Genomic DNA, 20,645 nt, shown 5'->3' with positions numbered 1-20,645 from the left:
CCTCTGAATCCCAACGCAAAGGAAGACGAGCCGATGGCGAAAACACTGCAGAACCCCGCGCGGCGCAAATTATTCAAGGCCATTGGCGCCGCCACGGCCGCAGGCGCCGGCGCCAGCCTGTTGCCGGGCTGTGGCCGGAGTGACAGCGACGCCGGCGAGCCTCTCGGCTTTGTGGAAATTCCCCACGCTCTGGACGACCACCACCATGTGCCGGCGGGCTATAGTGCCGACCTGCTGCTGCGCTGGGGCGACCCGATTGTGACCGGCGCCGGCCCCTTTGAGCCGAAAGCCCTGACCGCCGCCGAGCAGGCGCGCCGTTTCGGCTACAACAACGACTTTATCGCCTTTATGCCGCTGGACCCGGGCGCCGCGCCGGGCGAGGGCGAGCGCCACTACAAGAGCCGCAACAGCGAGCGCGGCCTGCTGTGCGTGAATCACGAGTACACGCAGCCGCACCTGATGTTCCCCGGCTACCGCGACAAGCACAGCGCCAACCGCGGCGTCTCGGCCGCCCATGTGGCCATTGAGCAGGCCGCCTGCGGCCACGCGGTGGTGGAAATCGAGAAAACCGATAGCGGCTGGCAACCGGTGCTGGACAGCCCCTACAACCGCCGCATCACGCTGAATACCGAGATGGACATCGTCGGCCCGGCCGCCGGCGACCGCCGCCTGCAGACGCGGGCGGATCCCTCGGGCCGCCGCGTGTTCGGCACTGTCGGCAACTGCGCCGGCGGCAAGACGCCCTGGGGCACGGTGCTGATCGCCGAGGAGGGATTCGGCGGCGCCTTCCAGGGGGACCCGGACCGTATCGCCGACCCGGTCGAGGCGAGAAACCACCACGCCTTCGGCATAGCGCCCGACAACCGCAACTGGGGCGATCACGACCGCCGCTTCGATATCGGCTTCGAACCGAATGAGCCCAACCGCTTCGGCTGGATGGTGGAATACGATCCCTACGACCCGAATTCGCGCCCGCGCAAGCTGACCAGCCTCGGGCGCTTCGAGCACGAGGGCTTCACGCTGGTGTGCAAGCCGGAGCAGCCCATCGTCGCCTACGGCGGCGACGACGACGAGCACCAGTTCGTCTACCGCTATGTGTCGAAAAACACTTACCGGCCCGGCGATGCGGCCAACCGCGCGCTGCTGACCGAGGGCACCCTCTACGCGGCCCAGTTCAATGAGGATGGCAGCGGCCGCTGGCTGCCGCTGGTGTTCGGCCAGGGACCGCTGACCGGGGAAAACGGCTTCCGCAACCAGGCGGACGTCTTGATAGACGCGCGCCGCGCCGCGGCGCTGCTCGGCGCCACGCCGATGGACAGGCCCGAGGATGTGGAGACCAACCCGGTCAACGACTGCACCTACGTGATGCTGACCAAGAACAAGAAGCGCCGCGCGGACGATACAGACGCGGCCAACCCGCGCCCGCGCAACGCCGCCGGCCATGTGCTGGAAATAGTGCCGCCGGGGGAGTACGGCCGGCGCAATCACGCGGCCGACGACTTCCGCTGGAACACCTTCCTGCTCGGCGGCAACCCGAACGCGGAAGACCCGCGCGAGCGCGGCGCCTACGGCCAGCAGACTCCGGGCGCCATCTCCGCCCACGGCTGGTTCGCGAACCCGGACAACGTGGCCTTCGACAACGGCGGCAATCTGTGGATCGCCACCGACGGCTGCGAGGATTTCGGCTTTCACGACGGCCTCTGGGCCATGGCCACCGAGGGCGAGCGGCGCGCGGCGCCGAAACATTTCTTCGGCTGCCCGGCCGGCGCCGAGGTGTGCGGGCCGGAGTTCACCCCGGACGGCAGGACACTGTTCGTATCGGTGCAGCACCCGGCGGACGGTCGCGGCTCCACCTTCGACAACCCCATGCACCGCTGGCCGGACGGAGACCCGCGGCTGCCGCCGCGGCCGTCGCTGCTGGCCATCTACCGCAGGGACGGCAAAGTGGTGGGCAGTTGAAGCGCCGCGGCGGCAAAAGGCCGGGCGACGCGGCCTGCTAGAATTTCTGGGGAGTCCATCGCCCGCGTAAACCCATCGAGGTATTCCGATGACTTTCTGGCGCGCTCTGCCCATCGGCCATCTCCTGGCCGCCGCCCTGACCTTTGCCGCGGCCGTCGCCTTCGCCCCGCCGTCGCGCGCCGATATCACGCTCAGGGGCGCCGGCGCCGATTTCCCCTATCCCATCTACACGCAGTGGTTTCGGGATTTCAGCCACAAAAACACGGGCGTCTTCATCTTCTATGAGGCGACGGGCAGCGGCGCGGGTATCCGCGACTTTATCGGCCGCACGGTGGATTTCGCGGCCTCCGTTGCGGCCATGGACGAGGCGGAACTCGCGCTGGTGGAAGGCGGCGCCGTGCTGCTGCCGGTGACGGCCGGCGAGGTGGCGCTGGTATTCAACCTGCCCGGGGTCACCAGCCTGAAACTGCCCCGCGAGGTTTACGCCGATATTTTTCGCGGGAAGATCCACCACTGGAACGACAGCAGGATCGCCGACGCCAACCCGGAGGTGGAATTGCCGCGGCTGGATATCACGCTGGTCCGGCGCTCCGACGCCTCCGGCACCACCCATATCCTCACCGGCCACCTGAGTCATATCAACGCAGACTTCAAACAGGAGGTGGGCCACGGCCGCACACCGAACTGGCCCGGCGCTAGCCATATCGAGAAGGCCCCGGGCAGCCAGGGCGTCGCCGCGGCAGTGAAGCGGACACCGGGCGCCATCGGCTATGTGGAATACAGCTTCGCCAAACTGGTGGAACTGCCGATCGCGCAACTGCAAAACCGCGCCGGCAACTATGTCTTCCCCGGAACTGAGTCGGGCGCCGCGGCCCTGGCCGGTATCGCCTTCCCCAACGGAACGCTGCCGGGCAGCGAGGCGCCGAATCTGATTGCCTGGGATTGGGACCCGGGCGCGGAAAACGCCTATCCGATCACCAGCTTCACCTGGCTTCTGTGCTACGCCGAACAGGAGGACGAAAAGGCGGACGCGCTGCGGCGGCTGGTGCACTACATGGTGAGCGACGCGGCGCAGGAACGGGCCAAGGCGCTGGGTTACACCCCGCTGCCGGAAACGGTCAGAACCAAAGTGCGCGCGGCCGCCGCCTTTATTCGCTGACCGCCGCAGCCGGCACTGAGGCCTCGTACTCGACAATGCGGTTCCTGCCCGCCCCTTTCGCCTGGTACAGGGCGCAGTCCGCCTTGTGCAGCAGCTCCTCGACGCCGACCTCGTCCCGCAAATGGACGACACCGATACTGGCGGTGAACTGCAGCGGGCCGGCCCCGGTCTCCAGCGCTATTCCGGCGATCTCCCGGTGCAGACGCTGCGCGGTGTTCAGGGCGCCGTCGCGGTCTTCACTCAATAGCAGCGCGAACTCCTCTCCGCCGAGGCGGCCGAACACGTCGGTTGTGCGGATATGGTCCGCGATCGTATCGCTGAATGCGCGCAGGGCCAGATCGCCCACCCCGTGGCCGTGGTTGTCGTTGATGGACTTGAAGTGGTCGATATCCAGCATCAACAGGCTGATCGGCAGGCCCTTTCTCTTCGCCAGCCTGAAAAGCTGTTCCGACTCGGCGAAGAAACTGCGGCGGTTGTAGATGCCGGTCAGCGGGTCCGTGCGCGCCTCCCGCTCCGCCTTTATCTTTGCCGCCTGCAGTTCCCGGGTGCGCCACTGCACCTGCTGTTCCAGCTCCGCCTTGGAGATCTCCAGCTGCTGGGTATATTTTTTCTCCGCCTCTTCCTTCTGCAGGCGCAGACGCCGCACCATCAGGCCGATGGCCGCCATGATGGTCAGCATCTCGACAAAGGAGGCGAACGGCGGCCAGTAGTAATTGATGAAGTTGTGCTCCACATAGCCCAGATCCCGCATGGCCTGCACCAGCAGGCCCAGCACCAGCAGGCTCCAGGCCAGCGCGAAGATCCCCGCCTCGCGGTAGCCCTGCCGCCAGCGCACGAAAGCGACCAGCGCGATCAGCGGGTAGAGCAACAACGCGACGGTGATGGATATCACCGACAGCGCCTTCAGCTTCAACAGCGCACAGGCCAGCAGGAAGACGGCGTTGGCCATCATGAATTTCAGCAGGTAGTCGAGACGCGGTGTGTGCTTCCCGGTCTGCAGGAACATACGCGAGAAGACGAGACCGCACAGGATGGTAATGGCCCCACTGAGCGACATATAGCTCCAGTGGAAGTGATCGGTGATGAAATACTGGTGGGTGTAGCCGAGTATCGTGCACCAGACGGCGAACTTGGAGGCGGAATAGACCGAGTAGATGTAAAAAAGCTTCTCCCTGGCGATGATGGCCCCGACCAGCGCAAACATCGACATCAGAAAGTAGCCGCCCAGCAGGAAGGCCATAACACCGGTTTCGAGACCGCTCGAATAGCGGAGCGCATCCGGATCCCAGATCCGCATGCTCGGAAATACCACCCCTAATTCGTCGGAGCTGAGCTTGACCAGATACTCCACCGTCTGCCCCGCGGGCAGGGATGTCTCGAAAACAAAGCGGTTGTGCGGCACCTGCCGGCTGGAAAAAGGCTCGCCCAGCGACAGGCGGCCGATGCGGCGGTAATCCGTGTCGGCGCCCTCCCGGGCGAAGGCTTCGAGGCCGATCAGCTGGTGGTCGACATATTCGATATGCAGGGTCAACTCGGTATCGGTGACATTCTTCAGCGAGAAGTGCGTCCAGAAGGCGCCCGGCTGCAGACCGGTAGAGCCGGCGCTTTCCAGCGGCCTGAATTCACCGCGCAGATAGGCCCGCCTAGCCTCCTCCAGGCCGCTGTCCCCCACCGCGTCGTGCCATATCTCCGCCTGCCCGGTCAGCTTGTCGCCACTCTCCCGCGCCCCCACCTCCACCTGTGCACTAGCGGCCACCGGCAGCAGGAAAATGACGGCGAGCAGGGATTTCAATAAACTTCGGACCCCGGCCAGTGCGCGCGATACGGCGCGGGCGCCCCGGCGCCCGCCGCTGTTCGATCGTGTTTTATGCATTTTTATTTGCAAAGGCTGCAAGAGGCTGCCTTTATAATGGCTCGCCGCGGCGCTGTAAAATAAAAGTCTGACTGCGCCGGCACCAACAGGGATTCAACGGACCGCGCCCTCTGACAACAAACAGCTGCGGGGCGCCGATCACAGGAGGTAGAGGTGCAATTCATCGGTTTTAACCGGGCCGGCCGGCGCGCGAAAACGGAATTCCGCAGGCTTTCCCCCGCCCTGCCCCGGAGCAACGGGCATTTTTCCATACACCGTTTCTCCGTACACCGGCCGCCGCGCCATGTACACGATACACGGCGCATGTCCGCAAACCCTCCACGACAAATCAAGCACTTAAGTGCTTGATTTGCGACCCGGCCATCCATGGCCGGGCTATTCGACTGCTACAAGAAACGCGCACCCTGCAGCCGGCGCGCAGAATCTATCGATTGTTAATTTTTCGGGGGCAACTATGCGCATCGCTTACCGCGCACTGACACCGTCTGGCAGGATTGTCAGGAAAATAACGAAGATTTTGAAAAAATCGGCGATCGGTTTGTGGCGCTGGCTGGGGGGCCTGCTGCGCGCCCTGCTCAACTTGTGGAAAGCGCTGGGGCCGCGCTGGCTCAGGATCTGCATCGCGCTGATCGCCGTCGTTCTGATCGCCTACCGCGCGCTGGCCGACTATCTGGCGCCGAACCTGACCCGGGAGCGCATCCATCGCGTCCACTACCTGAACGAGGGATGGAGCGAACAGCAGCGCCAGAGTTACTACTACACACCCCAGGGCACCGAGCTGTTCGGCATGGACTACGCCTGGTTCGCCAACCTGGAGCTGCCGCTGTCGCGGGAACTGCTCGCCAGCGAGCGCAATATGCGCGGCTGGGGTTTTGTCGTCGACCCGGGCCAGCGCCCCAGTCCGCTGAATCCCGCCAACCTGCCCGTGGGCCTGACGCGCCACAGAGACCCCGACAGCGGCCGCGAACGCCTGGACATAGGCTGCGCCGCCTGCCACACCGGCGAACTGCACTACCGCGGCACCGCGCTGCGGGTCGACGGCGGCCAGGCGATGCAGAGTATTCCCACCGCCGCGCGCGGCGAGTTCATCACCACGCTCGGCGCCTCCGTGTTCGAGACCCTCTACAACCCGGCCAAGTGGGACAGGTTCGCCACGCGCCTGGTGGGCGAAGACGCGGCCAGACGCCAGGCCCTGCGCACCCGCTTCCGGCAGTTCGCCGCCGAGCTGAAGGCCTTCGCCAGCGGTCCCGGCGCCCCGCAGTACTATCCGGTGGAGGAGGGGCGCGGCCGCACCGATGCGATAGGGCGCATCGGCAATGTGGTGTTCGGCTACCGCCTGCAGCGGCCGGAGAATTACCGGGTCGCGGATGCGCCGGCCAGCTACCCCTTTCTGTGGGATATCTGGCGCTTCGACTGGGTGCAGTACACCGGCTTCACCAACCAGGCCATGACGCGCAATATCGGCGAGAGCCTGGGTGTACTGGCCCCGATCAAACTGGTCGACGCCGAGGGCCGGGCGGTCGGCGGCAGCGAGTTCGGCGCAACGCCCGTGGACCTGGACGGCATGCACTGCGTGGAGGGCCTGCTGCGCAGCCTGAAGCCGTCCAAGTGGCCGCAGGAAATACTGGGCGAAATCGATATCGCCAGAGCCAGGGCCGGCAAGGACCTGTTTGCCGAGCAGTGCGCCTTCTGCCACGGCCCGCACGAGTCCCGGCGCTACGACTGGCGGGTGGCCGATGGCCCGGACGCGCCGCTGCCGGGCCAGTACGCGGTGAACTGGCAGTGGGATATGGCCGGCGACGTGACGCGCAGGGACGGTCTCGCCTACCGCAGCGACTGGCGCGACCGCCTCTGGGCTCTACCCTGGATAGCCACCGATGTGATCGGCACAGACCCGAAGCTCGCGGACAATTTCATCGACAACCGCTACGACCTCAGCGCGCTCTTTCCGGGCGCGCCGCCGGTCAGCACCGGCGACGGACTGCAGCTGCTACTGAACCAGCTGGTACCGAAGCTCTACCGACAGTGGGGTATCGAGGGCGCGCAGAAGGTGGCGGATTTCGACGGCCTCAATGTGCCTTTCCGCATCGAAAACAAGCGCGCCTACAAGGCGCGCCCGCTGCACGGCGTCTGGGCCACGCCGCCGTTTCTGCACAACGGCTCTGTGCCGACGATTTACGATCTGCTCTCGCCGCTGCGCGCGAGGCCGAAAACCTTCTACGTCGGCAACCGCGAATACGACCCGCAAAAACTCGGCTACGTCACCGAATACTCGGCCGGCAGCTTCCTGGTGGACACCCGCATCGACGGCAACCGCAATACCGGCCACCTGTTCACCGACGTGGACATGCCCGGGCGCATCGGCAGGCTGCTCAGCGAAGCGGAGCGCTACGCGCTCCTCGAGTACCTGAAGGTGATGGGCAACCCGGAGTTCGACAGCGCCCTCGGCGGCGATCCGATGAACTGGGACAACTACGGCCCGGGGCCATCGAGTGAATCGAAGGCCCAGGCCTGCAACAGCGTCCACCGCAGCCTCGGTGTCGGCCATCTGCTCGCACAGGAGACGGCGCGATGAAGCGATTGCAAACACTGCTTTTCTCCGGCCTGCTCGTGTGCAGCGCGCCGGCGCCGGCAAACAACCCGGAAGGACTGAGCCAACTCGAGCGGATAGCGCTGGATATGGAGCTGTCCGCACAGGAGATGGCGGCGATAGAGCGGGCCATGGCATTCGGCCGCGAGATCTCCCGCAAGGCGGAAAAAATCAACGGCCCGCCCTTCCGCCGCGACGCTCACGCCAAGGCGACCGGCTGCCTGCGCGCCACCTTCTCGGTCAACGGCGATATTCCCGAGCACTTCCGCCACAGCGTATTCGCCCAGCCGGGGCGCGAATACCAGTCCTGGATCCGCTTCTCCAACGGCGACATGGTGGTGCAGGCGGACGGGGAACCGGACGCCCGCGGCATGGCGATCAAGCTGACGGGGGTGGAGGGCACCAAGATAGCGCCGGAGATGGAGGGCCCGAAGACGCAGGACTTCATCATGACCAATACCCCGGCCTTCTTTAACCGCAACATCTTCGACTATGTCGACAATATGAGCCACCTGGCAAAGCTTGAGCGCACCAGTTGGTTTATCGGTCTGTGGCCGCCGCGCTTCCGCCCCAAGCTGCTCTACCGCGCGGCGCAGACAGTGTCCTCCGAGATAGAGACGCCACTGCAGCCGCAGTACTTCTCGATGCTGCCCTACCAGCTCGGCAACACCCAGCTGAAATTTTCCGCGCGCCCCTGCCCGGGCATGAGTTTCGAAACCGGCGTCGACCGCACGCACGACGACTATCTCACCCGCGCCATGGCGGCGCAGCTGGCCGAGGGCGGCGCCTGCTTCGACTTTATGCTGCAGGAGAAAGTACCCGGCGCCGATATGCCCATCGACGACGCCTCGGTGATCTGGTCGGAGACGGCCTCGCCGTTCGTGCCGGTGGCCAGGCTCAATATCCCGCCGCAGACCTTCGACGGCGAGGCGCAACAGCAGTTTTGCGAGAAGCTGTCCATGAACCCCTGGCACGGCGTCGGCGAGTGGCGCCCGCTCGGCAGCCTGAACCGGGCCCGACGCCTCGTCTACCACGCGGTGTCGCAGTACCGGCACAGGGAAAACGGCACCGAGGTGTTCGAGCCGCAAGGCTGGTGCCTGGACGGCGGGCGGGACTGCGACCTGTCCGGTGTCTTCCACAGCGTCAAGCCAAAGTGGCCGCTGCCGCGCTGCTTCGATCCCAAATACCGCCCCGCGGACGGCACCGAGCCGCCGCCGCGCTGCTGGGATTGATACCCCTTGTAGCGGCGGCCCATGGCCGCGATCTGGCTCCGATCGGCCCCGCTGCCGGTGGCCGCCCGGCAAATATTTACCGATCAGGTTTTTTGCCGGGTGGCCACCGGCAGCGGGGCCTGGCTCAGTAGTGGCAGCACTCGGTCGTTCCTACACCGAGAAGAACTGCTGTATCCCCAGCAGCACATTGGTGGTCGCCACCGAGGCCAGAATCAGGCCCATCACGCGGCTGACGATGCTGGCGCCGGCGTTGCCGATCCAGCGGAAGATCCAGTTGGCGGTCAGCAGAAGCAGCAGCACTATGCCCAGCACCGCCAGCATCGCCGTGGCGGTGCGGGCCTGGTGTATCGGGTCGAAGCGGTAGTTGTCGGTCAGCACCACCGCCGCCAGCATGGCGCCGGGGGAGGCGATGGAGGGCACCGCCAGCGGGAAAATCGCCGTCTCGTGCCCCTCCTGCACTATCTCCATCTCCTGCTCCGGCTTGCCCTCGCCGAAGATCATCGTCAGCGCGAACAGGAACAGCACCACGCCGCCGGCCACCTGGAAGGCCGACAGCGGCACGCCGATGGTCTCCAGCAGGTACTGGCCGGCGAGCAGGAAAAACATCAGTATGCCGGTGGCCACCAGCACCGCCAGTATCGCTATCTTGCGCTTCTGCCACTCGGCGTGGCTCGCGGTGACGGCAATAAACACCGGCAGTGTGCCCACCGGGTCTATGACCGCAAAGAAAAAGACAAAGCTGCTGATCCAATCGTTCAAGGGAGGCTCCGGCGCAGCGTGCTACTATCGGCTAAGCCCCTCTGTAGGAGCGGCCCATGGCCGCGATCGAAGTCTGCCGCCGGCAGCGGGGCCGAGCGGAGCCCTCAGCTCGATTTTGGTCCGATCGCGGCCATGGGCCGCTCCTACAGAGGGGGAGAATCTGGTTTCCGAACATAAAGTCTAGTGCATGACCAACCACTCCCCGACAGCGCGCCGCATCGCAAAGACCATCCTGAACGGCTTCGACGCCTACTTCGCCGACTTCCAGAACATCACCCTCGGCGCCAAAGCGCGTTTCGAGCGGGCCGCCTGGCACGAGGTGCACCAGGCCAACAAAGAGCGCATCGACCTCTACAAGACGAAGGTCAACCAGGTGCTGAAGCTGGTACACTCGGTCACCAGCAAGGACACCAGCATGCTCGACCTGTGGCGCGACGCGCGCGCCACCTACGCGCAGCTGATCGCCAACCACAGCAACTACGAGATCGCCGAGACCTTTTTCAATTCGGTGTTCTGCAGTCAGTTCCAGCACGAGTACATCCACGACAGCAATATCTTCGTCAAACCCTCGCGCACGCCGGACGACAAACCGCTGCGGGACTACAGCATCTATATCAGCTACAGCGGGCGCGACGGCCTCGAGTATATGATCGAGGACATACTCAACGACTACGGTTTTTCGGTGCCCTGGGAGGACCTGCAGCGGGATATTAAAAACATCTGCGCGGCCCTGCGCGCCGCCCCCCTGGCCGGGCTGGAAAACGAAAAGCAGCTGCGTGTGGACATGCTGGAGTCGGTCTTCTACCGCAACAAGGCCGCCTACCTGGTGGGGCGCATGATGTTCGGCGGCGAGGTGATACCGCTGATACTGCCCTGCCTGAACAACGGCCGCGGCGGCATCTTCGTGGACACTGTGCTCTACAGCCAGGATTCCGCCAGTATCATTTTCAGTTTCACCCGCTCCTATTTCATGGTGGACGCGCCGATACCGTCGCGCTTCGTGCGCTTCCTCTCCACTATCATGCCACTGAAGGAGCGCTCCGAACTCTACAACTCCATCGGCTTCCACAAGCACGGCAAGACGGAGTTCTACCGCCATATCCTCGCGCATATGAAGGTCAGCAACGACAAGTTCGTGATAGCGCCGGGAATCAAGGGCATGGTCATGAGCGTGTTCACCCTGCCCTCCTACCCGGTGGTGTTCAAGGTCATCAAGGACAGGTTCGACCGCCCGAAAACCGTCACCGAGGCGATCGTCAAGGAGAAGTACAAGTTCGTGTCCCGCTCCGACCGGGTCGGGCGCATGGCGGACACCCAGGAATACACCAACTTTATTTTCTACCGCAACCGCTTCAGCGACGAGCTGCTGGCCGAGTTGCAGGAACTGGCGCCGTCGAAACTGCAGATGGACGACAAGTGGGTCATCATCAAGCACCTGTATGTGGAGCGGCGCATGGAACCCCTGAACCTCTACCTGCAGCACGCCAGCGACGAGGAGATCCGCGAGGCGATGGAGGAGTACGGCAACGCGATCAAGCAGCTGGCGGCGGCGAATATCTTCCCCGGCGATATGCTGCTGAAAAATTTTGGCGTGACGCGCCACGGCCGCGTCGTCTTCTACGACTACGACGAACTCTGCCCGCTGACCGACTGCAACTTCCGCAAGATTCCCGAGCCGCAGACCGCGGAGCAGGAGCTGTCGGACAGGCCCTGGTACACGGTGGACGAGGCGGACGTATTCCCGGAGGAATTCCGCCTCTTCTTCTCCGGCAATCCCACTGCGCGCAAGGCCTTCGAGGACCAGCACAGCGACCTCTACGACTACCGCTACTGGCAGCGGCTGCAGGAGCGCATTCGCGCCGGCCATATCGAAAGCGCCTTCCCCTACCGCCGCAAATGGCGCTTCAAGCGGCGCTCCATGCGAACGGGCAGGCGCTGAGCCGCGCGGCCCGGCACCGGAAAATTTGCGGCTATAGTTGAAGGAGGCCCATAAACGCGAGGTAAAGAGTGTGCGTCCTATCGGCTTGGCGGCGGCTATTTGCGCGCTGGCGATGATTTTCGGCGGCGGCTGCGGCTACCTCCCCAGCGAGCTGGCGAAGCCGGGGGAGGGAAAGGCGCGACCCCACGCCCGCGTGGCGGCGAAAAAACACACCGTCAGCTGCAGCACACCGGCGCGGGGCTTCCGCCGGATCAAGTTCGACGACCTCTATACTTTTACCGACGACTCCGAACAGCCATTTCGCGAAGCCGACAACGCGCCGGCGCAGTACGACGTCAGCGCCTATGTGTGGGGCTTCGACAACTGCATGCAGGCCGGCACCTGCGAGGGCGGCGACCACTACTGGCTGATCAGCCGCGGCCCGGGCAGGGACTTCACCACCTGGGTGGTCACCCCCCAGTACCCGCGCATCACCATCCAGTCCACCTGCCGCGAACAGCTGAAGGTCGGCGAGCGCTACCGCTTCTCCTTCAGCCGCGGCAAGCTGGTGGGTTTCAGCCGCCGCTGACTGCGTTACTCTGCCGTTTCAGATATCGGTAAATTGCGTCCTGCGCACGGCAGCCCTTATCGGTGTTGCTGGCAATGCGCGTGTTGCTCTGCTCCGCATCCAGCACCCGCGCCTTCTGGTTGTCGCTCCACTGCAACTCCATGATTTTCTTCACCACCTTGCGGTGTTCCTCGTCGAGAATCGGAAAGGTCACCTCGACGCGGTGGTCCAGGTTGCGGGTCATCAGGTCCGCCGATGACATCCATACCAGCTCATTGCCGCCGTTGTGAAACATATAGACACGGGCGTGTTCCAGATACTTGTCAACCAGGCTGATCGCCTGGATATTTTCCGACAGCCCCGGCGTCTCGCATACCAGTGCGCACATGCTGCGCACTATGATGCGCACCTGCACGCCGGCGGCGCCGGCGCGATACAGGCGCTCGATCAGTTCGCTGTCCACCAGATTATTGCACTTGAAAAACAGCGCCGCCTGTTCGCCGGCTTCGGCCGCGGCAATCTCCCGGTCTATGGCGTCCAGCAGCGTCGGGCGGTTGCTGTAGGGGGACACGGCTATGTGCCGGTACTCGGGCCGCAAGTGGGTGTACTGGATAAACTCGAACACGTCGTAGACATCCCGCCCCAGTGCCTGGTCGCTGGTGAGCAGACTGAAATCGCAGTAGACGCGGGCGGTGCTCTCGTTGAAATTACCAGTGCCCAGGTGGCTGTAGAACCTGTTCTCGCCACCCTCCCTGCGCACGATGGAAATCAGCTTGCAGTGCACCTTGAGCCCGGGCACGCCGTAGATCACATGCACGCCGGCGTCGCGCAGCTCGTTGGACCAGTGGATATTGGCCAGCTCGTCGAAACGCGCCTGCAGCTCCACCACCGCGATCACTTTCTTGTGGTTGCGCACCGCATTGACCAGCGCCGCCACCACGCGGGAATTCCTCGCCACCCGGTAGAGGGTAATGCGTATTTCCGAAACCTGCGGATCTATGGCGGCGGAAATCAGCAGGTTGGTGATCGCGCGGAAATCGTGATACGGGTAGTAGTAGAGCTGATCGCGCCCGCGCAGCAGGTCGAAAATGCTCTGGTCTTCCGGCAGCGTCGGCAGTGGGTTCAGGGGCTTGTAGCAGTGGCGTGCCGACTCGGCAGGAAATCCCATAAAGTCCTTGGAATTGTGGTAGCGGCCGCCGGGGGTGAAACTGTCGTAGCGACCCATCTTCAGTTTTTTCTTTAGCAGCTTCAGCAATGCCCCCGGCATCTGCGCGTCGTAGGCCATCCGTACCGGCTCCGCCTGCTTGCGCTTTTTCAGCGATTTGGCCACCCGGTCGACGATGTTCTGGGTGACGTGCTCCCCCAGCTCCAGCTCCGCATCGCGGCTGATCTTGAACATATAGGCCTCGGCCTGTTCGATCGGCAGCACATAGCGGAACACCTCCACCAGACAGGCGCGGATGATATTGTCGAGGACGATATAGACTTTCTCGTGTTTACCCTGGCGCGGCGGTATCACCACGAAGCGCGACAGGGTGTCGGTGGGGATCTCCATGGCCGCGAAGCGCTCCGAGCCGTCCACAAGCCTCAGGTGAATCGCAAAGTAAATGCTCGCTTCATTCAGAAGCGGCATGGTATCCCGGTCGTCGATGAAAAAGGGCTCCAGCTCCGGCAGCACCTCGCGGTGGAAGTAGTCCACCACGAAGGCGCGCTGCTTTTCGCACAGCTGGGTTTCGTTGACCAGGTGGATATGGTGTTTGGCCAGATCCAACAGTACCTTGCTGTAGGCGGCACGGGAGCGGCGCTGCAACCTGAGCACCTTTTCGTTGATGCTGGCCAGCAGCTCCGAAAACTGCTTTTTCTGCTCCGCACCCTTGGCGAATGTGGCCAGGCGTCGCACGTCCGCCACACGCACCCGGTAGAATTCATCCAGGTTGTTGGAAAAGATTCCGAGAAAGCGCACCCGCTCGATAATGGGCACCGTCTCGTCCTCCACTTCCTGCAGGACGCGCTCGTTGAAGGAAAGCCAGCTTAGCTCTTTCGGATATAGGGGCGTATCATTGGGCATGGAGTGACTGCCAGGTCCCTGAGGATCTCCGGGTGGCCGAAATAAAATATTAACCCGGCAACCGAATAGGTTAACGGGTTAATGCGGTACAGGGATGTGCCGCCGCCAGCCGCAGGCTGGCGCGAGCTCGCTAAATACCAGCAGATTCACACATCTGCGCCAGTATTTAACCGCCGGGTTAATAGTAAGGCAGTTTGCTACATTCAGATGACAGTTTTTTGACAAGGAAGCGGATGGTGCCTGACCGAGAACGCTACGCCGCCCTGGACCTGGGCTCCAACAGTTTCCATCTGCTGCTGGCGGAATTCCGCGACCAGCGCATGGTGCGCCTGCATACGGATCGCGCCATGGTGCGGCTGGCCGAGGGTCTGGACGAGGCTCGCAACCTGGATCCGCTTATCGCCGAGCGCGCGCTGGCCTCCCTGCACCGCTTCCGTCCGGTGCTGGCGGAGCTACCGCCAGACCATATCCGCTGCGTCGGCACCAACACCCTGCGCGCCGCCGCCAACGCAGACGGCTTTCTCGAATCCGCCGAAGCCATTCTCGGTGCCCCCATCGAAATCATCAGCGGCATCGAGGAGGCGCGGCTGATCTACAGCGGCGTCATGGCGGCCGCCGACAGCCCGCCGCGGTTGCGCTGCGTGGTGGATATCGGCGGCGGCTCCACCGAGCTGGTACGCGGCCGCGAGGTGCCGCACCGGTTGCAGAGCCTGTATATCGGCTGCGTCTCCTTCAGCAAGCGCTTCTTTGCCGACGGCCTGATCACCAGCAACACCGTCAACCATTTCAACCGCGCCCGCCGCGCCGCCCGCGCCGAGCTGCAGGAACTGCAACACCTGGCTGAAAACGCCGAAGTGATCGGCTGCTCGGGCACTGTCAAGGCGGTGGCGCGGGTGTTGAACGGCGGCGAACTCGCCGACATCCGGCGCGAGGATATCGACCGGCTGGCGGAAAAGGTGGCCGCCGCCAAACACATCGCCGAGCTGGACCTGCCCAACCTGGACGAGGAGCGGCGACCGGTTTTCGCCGCCGGGCTGGCGATACTGCACGCCATCTTCTGCGAACTGGATATCCAGAGCATGCAGGTGTCCCCCTACGCGATCCGCGAGGGTATAGTCCACGACCTGGCCGGGCGGCTGCACGGCGGCGACCGCCGCGCCGACACTGTCGCGGCGATGATGCAGCGCTGGCAGGTGGACGCCGGACAGGCCCGCCGCGTGGGCGACACGGCGCTGGACCTGCTGTACCAACTGCGCCCCGATCCACCCGACGAACAGCAGCAGCGGCTGCGCTGGGCCGCGCAGCTGCACGAAGTCGGCCTGGCGCTGTCCCACAGTAGCTTCCGCAAGCTCGGCGCCTATATGATCGAACACGCGGATCTGGCGGGCTTCGCCAGAAGCGAACAGGAAAACCTGGCGCACCTGCTGCGCAACCAGCGCGGCCGCATCAAACCGCCGCGGGAACACTACGGTTTCCACCCCGATCCGGATCTGCTGCTGTGCCTGCGTCTCGCCTGCATCATGCACCGCGACCGCACCGACCGGGCGCTGAACGGACTGACACTGGCAGCGCGCGACGACGGCTACCGGCTGCGTATCCCGCAGCCCTGGCTGGACCAGAATCCCGCCATCGAGGACCTACTCTACCAGGAGCTGGAACACTGGCGGTCGCAACCGCTGAAGCTGGAACTGGATGCCGTGTGACTCCCCTGCCGAGCGCAAAGGTCCGGGCGGCCCAGCTGCGCACCCGGCCCGCCGCTAGTCCAAACCGCATTGGAAGCACCTCGCATTTCCACCCTACAATGATTATTTATGAAGCTCAGCCAAGTCTCCCTCAGCCACCACTACGCCGATCTCGGCGACGCCTTCGGCACACGCATCGATCCGACCCCCTTCGAAAACCCGAAACTGATTCACGTCAACCCGGCGGTCCTGAAACTGCTGGGCATCGACGAGACGGAGGCGCGCAATCCGGACTGGGCCCAGCTCGGCTGCGGTAAGAAGCTTTTCAAGGGCAGCCGCCCCTTCGCGATGAAATACACCGGCCACCAGTTCGGTGTCTACAACCCGGACCTGGGCGACGGCCGCGCGCTGTTGCTGGGGGAGCTGGAACACGCCGGCAAACGCTGGGAGCTGCATTTGAAGGGCGCCGGCAAGACCCCCTACTCCCGCTTCGGTGACGGCCGCGCGGTGCTGCGCTCGACGGTGCGCGAATACCTGGCCGGCGAAGCGCTCACCGGCCTCGGCATCCGCAGCACCCGCGCGCTGTGTATCGTCGGCAGCGACGAGCCGGTGGTGCGGGAAAAAATCGAGAGCGGCGCCATGCTGATCCGCGTGGCCGAAAGCCATGTGCGCTTTGGCCACTTCGAATATTTTTTCTATACCAAGCAGCTGCAAGCGCTGCAGAAACTGATCGATACTGTCTGCCGCCGCTTTCTGCCGGAGGTCGCGGAGCTGCCGGTGGCCGGGCAGGCGGAGGCACTGCTGCGCTTTGCCACGCGCAGGAGTGCGGAGCTGGTGGCCGGCTGGCAGTCGGTGGGTTTCGCCCACGGCGTATTGAACACCGACAATATGTCGATTATCGGCGACACCTTCGACTACGGCCCCTACGGCTTTCTCGACGACTACGAGCCGGCCTTTATCTGCAACCACTCGGACCACACCGGCCGCTACGCCTTCGAGCAGCAGCCCGGCGTGGTGCTGTGGAACCTGAACGCGCTGGCCCACGCCCTTTCCGCCTTCGTCGGCACCGAGACGCTGCGCGACTGCCTGGAGGATTTCCAGCCGCGCCTGATCGACGAATACGCCGCGCTGATGCGCCGCAAGCTGGGGCTGGAAACGGAGGAGGACGGCGACCAGACGCTGTGCGCGGACCTGCTCAAGCTGCTCGCGGACAGCCGGGCCGACTACACGCTGTTTTTCCGCGCCCTGGCCCACTACCGCGGCGAGCGCCCGCCGGCGGCGCTGCGGGCGCTGATAGCGCCGGCGCAGCGCGGGGCCCTGGAGCAGTGGCTCGCCCACTACGACCAGCGCCTGGCGCGGGAGCACCGCGACTCCCGCGCGCGCAACCGCGCCATGCTCGCCGCCAACCCCAAGTTCGTGCTGCGCAACTACCTGGCGCAGAAGGTGATAGACGCCGCCGAGGGCGGCGACTACCGGCCGCTGCAGACGATGATCGAATTGCTGCAGAACCCCTTCGACGAACACCCGGCGCACGAGACCTGGGCCGCGGCGCCACCGGAGTCCGGCAAGCATATGCCGGTCAGCTGCTCCTCCTGAGCGCCGCGCACCCTCCGCACCGGACTACACTGGAATAAGATTCCATGTTTTATATATGACTTGGTGTATTATTCCGGTCACGACTCAACAGGGAATACAAGGGGTAAGCGAGATGATCAGAAACCTGCTGATGGCGGCCTGCTGTGTGCTGTTCGCGCTACCGGCCAGCGCCCAGGACGTGCTGGGCAAGTGGCGCACCATCGACGACGAAACGGGCCAGCCGAAATCCATCGTCGAGATCTATCAGAAGGGCGGCAAATACTACGGGCGCGTGGTGGATCTGCTGATGAAGCCCGACGACACCATCTGCGAAAAGTGCCCCGGCGCGCGCAAGGGCAAGCCGATTGTGGGTATGGACGTGATCACCGGCATGGTGAAGAGCGGCGATGTCTACGAGGGCGGCCAGATTCTCGACCCGGCCAAGGGCAAGATCTACGACTGCAAGTTCTGGCTCGAGGGCAACCAGCTGAAGGTGCGCGGCTATTTAGGCTTCTTCTACCGCACCCAGACCTGGTACAGGGTGCAGTAATTTCCGGCGCGCAGTGGGCGAACACAAGGCTCGCCCCTACAAGCCAGCCTTTCCCCCGTAACTCGATCTGTAGGGGCGGCAGGTGCCGCGAATACCTGGAGTTGTGTTCGCCCGGCCGCGGCCATATTCAGGCCGCGGACTCGGATTCCCGCCCCGGATTCGACAGCAAAAACACCAGCGGAATCGCCGCCAGCGTAATCCACATCAACAGCTGAAAATCGTTCACATAGGCGATTTCCGCCGCCTGCCGCGACAGTTCCTGCGCGACATTCAGCGGCAGCGCCCCCGGCGCCCCGGGACCGGCTAGCGCGCCGAGCAATTCCGGCGACGGCTGCAGCCGCTCCCCCAGCTGCTGCTGGTTGATCCACAGGTTGCGCGTCAGCACCGCCATCACGATCGACACGCCGATACTGCTGCCCAGGTTGCGCGACAGGCTGAACAGCGCCGTGGCCTCGCCGCGCAGCCGCGCCGGCAGGGTCGCGTAGGCCAGCGTCGAGATAGGCACGAACACCAGCCCCAGCCCGAATCCCTGCAGTGTGCCGGTCAGCACCAGCGCCCGCTGGCTCACCTGCAGGTTGAAGCCGGCCATCAGGTGCAGCGACAGGCCCACCAGCAACATGCCAGCCACGATCAGCGCGCGCGGATCGAAATAGCGCAGCAGTCGCCCCACCAGCAGCATCGCGACCATGACGCCGAGGCCCCGCGGCATCAGTACCAGGCCGGTGGTCACCACCGGGTAGCCCTTCCACTGCTGCAGGTAGGACGGCAGCAGTGCCATGGTGGCCAGCAGTATGATGCCGACGACGAAGATAAACACCAGCCCGGACACATAGTTGCGGTCGCGGAAGAGGCCCGGGGACAGAAAGGGTTTGTTCGTGGTCAGCGAGTGCACCGCGAACAGGTAGAGCCCCAGCGCGGATGCGATCGCGTACAGCTGTATCTCCAGGGACTCGAACCAGTGCACCTGTTCGCCGCGGTCCAGCAGCATCTGCAGCGCGCCCACCGCCAGCGCCAGCAGGCCGAAGCCGAGGGCGTCGAAGCGCGTCTTGCGCGTCTCCCCCTCGGGCACGCTCAGGTAGATGCCGACCAGCGACAGCAGGCCGAGCGGCAGATTGATATAGAAGACCCAGCGCCAGGAATAATACTCGGTCAGCCAGCCGCCCAGGGTCGGCCCGAGAATCGGCCCGATCATCACCCCCACGCCCCAGAGGCCCATCGCCGAGGCGTGCCGCTCGCGCGGATAGGTGTCCAACAGCGTGGCCTGGGAGAGGGGCACCAGCGCGGCGCCGAAGGCGCCCTGCATCAGGCGCCAGAAGATCATCTCGTTCAGGCTGCCGGCCTGGCCGCACAGCATCGAGGTGACGGTGAATCCGGCCACGGAGCAGAGGAACAGTTTGCGCCGGCCGAAGCGCTGCGACAGATAGCCCACCGGCAGCGTCATGATGGCCGCGGCGACGATATAGGAGGTCAGCACCCAGGTGATCTGGTCGCTGCCGGCGCCGAGGCTGCCCTGCATATGCGGCAGGGCCACGTTGGCGATGGTGGTGTCCAGCACCTGGATCACCGTGGCCAGCATGATACTGAGCGTGATCATGCGCCGGCGCCCGTCTGTCATCGCGACCGGCGTCATTCCGCGAGCACGACCCGGCTGCCCTCACCAGCGGCCGCGCGCGCGGCCACCAGCTTTTCGTCCTCGCTGGTATCGATGCGCACCCTGGCGCTCATACCCGCGCGCAGCGCCGGCGCGTCCTTGGCCGGGTAGAGGCGCAGGCGCACCGGCACCCGCTGCACCACCTTGACCCAGTTGCCGCTGGCGTTTTGCGGCGGAATCAGCGCGAACTCGCTGCCGCTGGCCGGACTCAGGCTCTCCACCTGGGCCTGCCAGCGGAATCCGGGATAGGCATCCAGCCTGACCTCGGCCTGCTGGCCGGCGCGCACCTGCGCCAGCTCCGTCTCCTTCAGGTTCGCCTCGATCCAGAGGCCGTCGGCGCCGAGCATGCTGATCAGCCCGATACCCGCCGGCGCCATTTCGCCGGGCTGCGGCACCTCGTTGGCGATGACCCCGTCCGCCGGCGCAAAGATACGGGTGCGCGACAGCTGGTAGCGGGCCTTGTCCAGCTTCGCCTGAGCCACCTTCAGGTCCGCCTGCTCCTCCAGCGGTATCTCCGGGTTGCCGCCCAGTTCCGCGCGCAGGCTGGCGAGCTTCTCGGTGTTGATCGCAATCTGCGCCCGCGCCCGCTCCAGCAGCTGGCGCGATTCGTCCAGCTGCGCCTCGGACAGAGCCACCTTGCCCAGCTTTTCGTTGCGGGACAGCTGGCGGCGGTAGAAGTCCGCATCCTTGCGCGCCTGCTCCAGCGCCGCCTCGGCTTCGGCGTATTCGGCGCGGCGCGCCAGCAGCTGGTTTCTGACCTGCCCCAGGTGCGCCTCCGCCTCGGCCACCGCCAGTTCGAAGGGCGTCGGGTTCAGCTCCACCAGCAGCTGGCCCTGCTCCACCGGCTGGTTGGCCCTGACATTCACCCGCGCCACCACGCCGCTGACTTCCGGCGCCAGCGTGATCTTGTCCGCCTTGATGTAGGCGTTCTCGGTCTCCACGCTGCCGCCACCGCCGAACAGGCACCAGCCGGTCACCGCCAGCGCCGCGACTATGCCGGCGGCGAAAGCCAGGCGACGCACCGGCAGCCGCCCCACTTTTTCCTGCAACTTGTCCTTCAC

General features: G+C 64.7%; 14 protein-coding genes. 9 read left to right on the top strand and 5 right to left on the bottom strand.

Annotated elements, in window-relative coordinates:
* Window positions 1-33: 33 nt before the first annotated feature.
* Together ACXAF3_RS13765 and pstS are read left to right on the top strand one after the other, a co-directional pair.
* The gene (locus ACXAF3_RS13765; protein ID WP_475112888.1) at window positions 34-1,959 is read left to right on the top strand and encodes a PhoX family protein; all 1,926 of its coding nucleotides are present in this window, start codon (window positions 34-36) and stop codon (window positions 1,957-1,959) included.
* Between the two features lie 88 nt (window positions 1,960-2,047).
* The gene (gene pstS, locus ACXAF3_RS13760; protein WP_475112887.1) at window positions 2,048-3,118 is read left to right on the top strand and encodes a phosphate ABC transporter substrate-binding protein PstS; all 1,071 of its coding nucleotides are present in this window, start codon (window positions 2,048-2,050) and stop codon (window positions 3,116-3,118) included.
* On the opposite strand, the gene ACXAF3_RS13755 is transcribed toward pstS, so the two are convergent.
* A complete protein-coding gene (locus ACXAF3_RS13755; RefSeq protein WP_475112886.1) occupies window positions 3,108-4,991 on the bottom strand; it encodes a sensor domain-containing diguanylate cyclase in 1,884 nt (627 codons plus the stop codon). The two genes, pstS and ACXAF3_RS13755, sit on opposite strands and share 11 nt — an antisense overlap.
* A 517-nt stretch (window positions 4,992-5,508) precedes the next feature.
* On the opposite strand from ACXAF3_RS13755, the gene ACXAF3_RS13750 reads away from it, so the two are divergent.
* Entirely contained in the window at window positions 5,509-7,566 is a 2,058-nt protein-coding gene (locus ACXAF3_RS13750; protein ID WP_475112885.1) for a di-heme-cytochrome C peroxidase, read from the top strand.
* A complete protein-coding gene (locus ACXAF3_RS13745) occupies window positions 7,563-8,813 on the top strand; it encodes a catalase family protein (RefSeq protein WP_475112884.1) in 1,251 nt (416 codons plus the stop codon). The genes ACXAF3_RS13750 and ACXAF3_RS13745 overlap by 4 nt, the downstream gene beginning before the upstream one ends.
* Window positions 8,814-8,963: 150 nt before the next feature.
* Here the strand turns inward: ACXAF3_RS13745 and ACXAF3_RS13740 are convergent, their stop codons facing one another.
* Complete coding sequence (locus ACXAF3_RS13740; protein ID WP_475112883.1) at window positions 8,964-9,572, bottom strand: MarC family protein; 609 nt, start codon at window positions 9,570-9,572, stop codon at window positions 8,964-8,966.
* Between the two features lie 187 nt (window positions 9,573-9,759).
* Between ACXAF3_RS13740 and aceK the strand changes: the two genes are divergently transcribed.
* Window positions 9,760-11,511 (top strand): bifunctional isocitrate dehydrogenase kinase/phosphatase, encoded by a 1,752-nt coding sequence (aceK, locus tag ACXAF3_RS13735; protein ID WP_475112882.1) that lies wholly within the window; start codon window positions 9,760-9,762, stop codon window positions 11,509-11,511.
* A gap of 70 nt (window positions 11,512-11,581) precedes the next feature.
* Window positions 11,582-12,079 (top strand): hypothetical protein, encoded by a 498-nt coding sequence (locus tag ACXAF3_RS13730; protein ID WP_475112881.1) that lies wholly within the window; start codon window positions 11,582-11,584, stop codon window positions 12,077-12,079.
* Here ACXAF3_RS13730 and ppk1 read toward each other — a convergent pair.
* Window positions 12,066-14,126: a polyphosphate kinase 1 gene (gene ppk1 / locus ACXAF3_RS13725; protein WP_475112880.1), complete on the bottom strand. Its 2,061-nt coding sequence runs from the start codon at window positions 14,124-14,126 to the stop codon at window positions 12,066-12,068. The genes ACXAF3_RS13730 and ppk1 overlap by 14 nt on opposite strands.
* 236 nt (window positions 14,127-14,362) lie before the next feature.
* Here ppk1 and ACXAF3_RS13720 point away from each other — a divergent pair, with 236 nt between their 5' ends.
* The 3 genes from ACXAF3_RS13720 to ACXAF3_RS13710 all read left to right on the top strand — a co-directional run bounded on the left by ACXAF3_RS13720 (window position 14,363) and on the right by ACXAF3_RS13710 (window position 17,933).
* Window positions 14,363-15,829, top strand: a complete 1,467-nt coding sequence (locus tag ACXAF3_RS13720) for a Ppx/GppA phosphatase family protein (RefSeq protein WP_475112879.1) — start codon at window positions 14,363-14,365, stop codon at window positions 15,827-15,829.
* A gap of 108 nt (window positions 15,830-15,937) precedes the next feature.
* Window positions 15,938-17,404, top strand: coding sequence for a protein adenylyltransferase SelO (locus ACXAF3_RS13715; protein ID WP_475112878.1), 1,467 nt, complete (start codon window positions 15,938-15,940; stop codon window positions 17,402-17,404).
* A gap of 112 nt (window positions 17,405-17,516) precedes the next feature.
* Window positions 17,517-17,933: a DUF2147 domain-containing protein gene (locus ACXAF3_RS13710; protein WP_475112877.1), complete on the top strand. Its 417-nt coding sequence runs from the start codon at window positions 17,517-17,519 to the stop codon at window positions 17,931-17,933.
* 127 nt (window positions 17,934-18,060) lie between these two features.
* Here the strand turns inward: ACXAF3_RS13710 and ACXAF3_RS13705 are convergent, their stop codons facing one another.
* Window positions 18,061-19,527, bottom strand: a complete 1,467-nt coding sequence (locus ACXAF3_RS13705; protein ID WP_475112876.1) for a DHA2 family efflux MFS transporter permease subunit — start codon at window positions 19,525-19,527, stop codon at window positions 18,061-18,063.
* A gap of 32 nt (window positions 19,528-19,559) precedes the next feature.
* Window positions 19,560-20,645: an HlyD family secretion protein gene (locus ACXAF3_RS13700; protein ID WP_475112875.1), complete on the bottom strand. Its 1,086-nt coding sequence runs from the start codon at window positions 20,643-20,645 to the stop codon at window positions 19,560-19,562.

This window comes from Microbulbifer sp. ABF4_143 (assembly GCF_056160225.1).
Note: the sequence above shows the minus strand (reverse complement) of the source record. Positions and strands in the feature narration are given on the sequence as shown.